Genomic DNA, 3,907 nt, shown 5'->3' on the forward strand with positions numbered 1-3,907 from the left:
ATTATGAAGAAGAATAATTAAATTAATAAATATAAAGATATTTTTTGGTTATTATTAATTAAAAATTTAATTTATATTTAATTAATATAAAATTTGATGTAATATTATTTTTAAATTGTTTAAATTATGTTATTATTCAGATATAGGCAATATTAGATAAATCTAATGACGCAAAGCTATAGGGACTAAAATCTTTATATAATAAAGGTCATGTCAGCCAGTTGCCAAAAAGATAATAATTCTTTTTGTTGAAAGTATTTTTTAAAGTTATATATTTTTAATAACTTAATATTTGGCAAGAGGAGGGCTTAAGATGATATCTGAATTAATGTTGAAAAGTTTTGGCGAATCTAGCATCAATTTTAAGACTAAAATTAAATTAAATTTAAGAGAAAGACCAGACATAAATAGTATGAAGTTGAAAAGTATACCAGAAGGTAAAATTGTTAAGTTAAAATGTGTCGATGGAATATGGGCAGAAGTTGAAAGTAATTATGACAAAGGTTGGTTACTTTATAAATATTTAGAAAAATTAAGTAATGCTAAAAGCAATAGTAATGGTATAGTAAAAAATAGAAAAAAGAATTATGTAGGAAATATAAGAACGAATGGCTTAAGTCTAGAACTTAGAAATGATAGAACATTAGACTCTAGAATTATAACTACAATTCCTGATGGTTTTAAAGTTGAAGTATGTTATAGTGTTGGCAAATGGGCAAGGGTTAATATTGATAGAAATGGAAAAAAATATTCTGGATATGTATATAGTCAATATATAGAAGAATGTTTAAGTTTATCATAATTGGATACTAGTAAGCTTTAAATATACTAATAAATTTTAGAAAAAGAATCCTATTCATGGGATTCTTTTTCTTTTGTAAAAAAACTTATTATAATATTAAATATAATAAATTAACTAGGTCATTTTAATTGTAAATCGAAGATTTAATTGAAAATAAATTTAACTTATGATTTGTATTTTAGGTGCCATAAATTGAGATTGATTTAGAAAATTTTAATAAAAAGAAAGTTGATAGGATAAAAATAATATTAAAGATAAGAAAAGATATAAGAAATTTGAAAAATTTTGTAATTTTTAGTTTTATATATATTATAATAAACTAGATATAAGATTTTTATGAGGGGGAAAATATGAAAAAAAAGAAAACATTGATTGGAATAGCTATATCTTTTTTGCTTATAATTAGCACTATAAATCCATTGCAAGTTGAAGCTGAAGCTATTATTGATTCTAGTGTATACATTTCTTCAGCACAAGAAAATTATAAATCTAATAATACTAGATTTAAAACTATTAAATCTAAAAGTAAGCATAAACGTAGTAAATCTAGAAAAAGTAGAGTTAATTTGAAGAAAAGAACTATAAGAACTAAAAATTATGGACATAGAAATTTAGATAAACATAAAAGTCAAAGCATAGGAAGATATAATATTCTTTCAAAATTGATACTTTCAGTAATAGTTGTATTTATTGTTATAGTTTTAATTGGGATAATATTTATTAGAAGAAAGAAGAAGAAATTTTATTAAATACAAGAATAAAAATTACATAGTTGTATTATATGATTTTATTGTATTATATACAATATTGCTTTTCATCTTATTTTAAGTTTTTTTATGAATAACTATTTTATAGTTTAGTTGGAATTATATTGTTATGATTTTGTTCTTCATTAGATAGTAATTTAAAGAATAGCGTTTTGCTAATTATTGATGTTTATTTTATAGCATGATATAATTTAAGCAGAATGATATTCTGTTTAAAAGGAGATACAAAAATGGCACGAAAACGAATATTAAATGGTGGTAAACGAGATGAACTTATTGGGAATGCACTTAATTTGTTTTTAGAATATGGGTATGAAAATACTTCTATAAGAATGATTTTAGATAGTGTTGGTGGTGAAGTTGGTATGTTTTATCACTATTTTAAATCAAAAGATGAAATATTCAATGAAGTTATAAAATTATTTCTAGCTCAGTATGAAAAAAGTTTTTCTGATGTTTTATATGATGATTGTATACCAAATAATCTTAAAATCGATGTGGTATTTGAGTTATTACAAAAAACTCTTTTAAAGTATAAGACATTTAAATTAGGTAAATTTCATTGGAGTATGCAAATTGCACTCAATCAATTAACTTTAAAAAGTTTAGTTCCTCATATAGCAAAATATATAAACTATATGCGTGATAAAGGTGAGATTGGGAGTTGTGCAATTGAAACGGATTTAGAGCTTGCAAATGCTGTTCTTTATTCATCATTTGCAATATTACATCAAGACTCACTAACTGAATTAACAGAGAAAGAATTAGAGCAAAAAAAACAGATTATCAAAGGAATTATTCACAGGATTTTGGATATAAAAAGAAATACATAATCTTATTTTACTATTTTTTAGGAAAAATATATTTTGAAATTTATAAAAACATATTGACATTTTTTAGAAAAAATAATATTATTATTTCAACGACAAAATTTAATAAAGTAAATTAAATCCTATGAAAAGGAAGAGTAGTTAAATTTAGGTTCATTATAGAGAGCTGAGGATGGTGGAATCTTAGCAAGAAAAAATTCAATGAATGGCCCTTAGAGGAGTAAATTGAAATCATAGTTTTGAGAGTAGACTTTATCGTCAGTCGCACGTTATAGCGAATAAGGTATGTAAGTACCTGATAATGAGATATATAAAAATTAAATTTTGTATTAGTTTTTATATAATTTAGGTGGCAACGCGGATAATCTCCGTCCTATTAGTTTAGGACGGAGTTTTTTATTTTACTGAAAAATTTAAATATAGAAGGTGGTGAAAAAGATGTTATGAATTTCCAGCGTTAAAGATGATGATATAATAAATTGGCAAAAAAATAAATTGAAAATTAAAAAAATAGGAGGAAATACGAAAATGAAAACAAATACAAAAAAATTAACTTTAAATGCAATACTTTTAGCGATGGGATTATTGATACATCAAATTACACCAGCTATAGGGCTACCAATGAAACCAGATATACCACTAGCAATGTTATTTGTAATATTAGTTTTAAATAGAGATGATTATAAAACTTGTTTAATAGCAGGTATAGTAACAGGAATATTTACAGCTCTTACATCAAGTTTTCCAGGAGGTCAAATTCCTAATGTAATAGATAAAACTCTTACAGCAAATGTAGTATTTTTATTAATGAACATTAGTTATAAAATGCCTTTTATAAAAAGATTAGCTAAAAAGGCGCAAGATACTATAGTAGTTACAATCATAATGCCAATAGGAACACTTGTAAGTGGAACAATTTTCTTATTAGCAGCTCAAGCTATAGTTGGTCTTCCAGGTGCTTCATTTACAGCTTTATTTTTAGCAGTAGTATTACCAGCTGTTTTAATAAATTTAGTTGCAGGACTATTTTTATTCAAGATTGTTAGCCTATCAATAAGAAGAGTTAGTTATCAAGCTTAAATATGAAATAATACTTTACTTTATAAACTATTATAATAATCAAGCAATATAAGAATAGAGTAGTTATATCTACTCTATTCTTATATTATTTAAAGATTTAGCATTATATTTTTTTGTTTTTAATAAAATATTTATATAATAGTAATATATCTTCAACCTAACAGATAAATTATCATACCTATGTTAATCTTCTTATATGTATCTCATTTGTAGTTATTAAATATAAAATTTATTTTAATTTGCTTTTTCAAGATAAATTTGTATATTAATCTTCTCTGATTTATCAGCTATTTAAATATACTAAAATTTCTACTTAATTTAATCTGTATATATTTACATTTATAAATTTCTAAAAAATATAATAAAAGCATATTTTTTGTGAAAAACTTATTTAAATTTGATTAGGAAAAAAATATATAGTTCGTAAT

At 23.2% G+C, this 3,907-nt stretch carries 4 protein-coding genes, 1 riboswitch and 1 other annotated feature; all 4 genes read left to right on the top strand.

What is annotated here, in order from left to right; genetic code table 11:
- The first annotated feature begins 135 nt into the window (after window positions 1–135).
- A riboswitch (cyclic di-GMP riboswitch) is annotated at window positions 136–229 on the top strand.
- An 84-nt stretch (window positions 230–313) separates the two neighbouring features.
- The 4 genes from KGF38_RS19855 to KGF38_RS19870 all read left to right on the top strand — a co-directional run bounded on the left by KGF38_RS19855 (window position 314) and on the right by KGF38_RS19870 (window position 3,479).
- Window positions 314–802, top strand: a complete 489-nt coding sequence (locus KGF38_RS19855; protein WP_054270415.1) for an SH3 domain-containing protein — start codon at window positions 314–316, stop codon at window positions 800–802.
- A 350-nt stretch (window positions 803–1,152) separates the two neighbouring features.
- Complete coding sequence (locus KGF38_RS19860) at window positions 1,153–1,551, top strand: hypothetical protein (RefSeq protein ID WP_054270414.1); 399 nt, start codon at window positions 1,153–1,155, stop codon at window positions 1,549–1,551.
- Window positions 1,552–1,799: 248 nt separating this feature from the next.
- Window positions 1,800–2,402 carry a TetR/AcrR family transcriptional regulator gene (locus KGF38_RS19865; protein ID WP_054270413.1) on the top strand — a complete coding sequence of 201 codons (603 nt, stop codon included), beginning with the start codon at window positions 1,800–1,802 and terminating at the stop codon, window positions 2,400–2,402.
- 112 nt (window positions 2,403–2,514) lie between these two features.
- Window positions 2,515–2,778: a binding site (T-box leader), on the top strand.
- A gap of 149 nt (window positions 2,779–2,927) precedes the next feature.
- The gene (locus KGF38_RS19870; protein WP_054270412.1) at window positions 2,928–3,479 is read left to right on the top strand and encodes a tryptophan transporter; all 552 of its coding nucleotides are present in this window, start codon (window positions 2,928–2,930) and stop codon (window positions 3,477–3,479) included.
- The last annotated feature ends 428 nt before the right edge of the window (window positions 3,480–3,907 follow it).

Origin of the sequence: Clostridioides sp. ZZV14-6387 (assembly GCF_020657835.1) — a bacterium.
Lineage (GTDB): Bacteria > Bacillota > Clostridia > Peptostreptococcales > Peptostreptococcaceae > Clostridioides > Clostridioides difficile_A.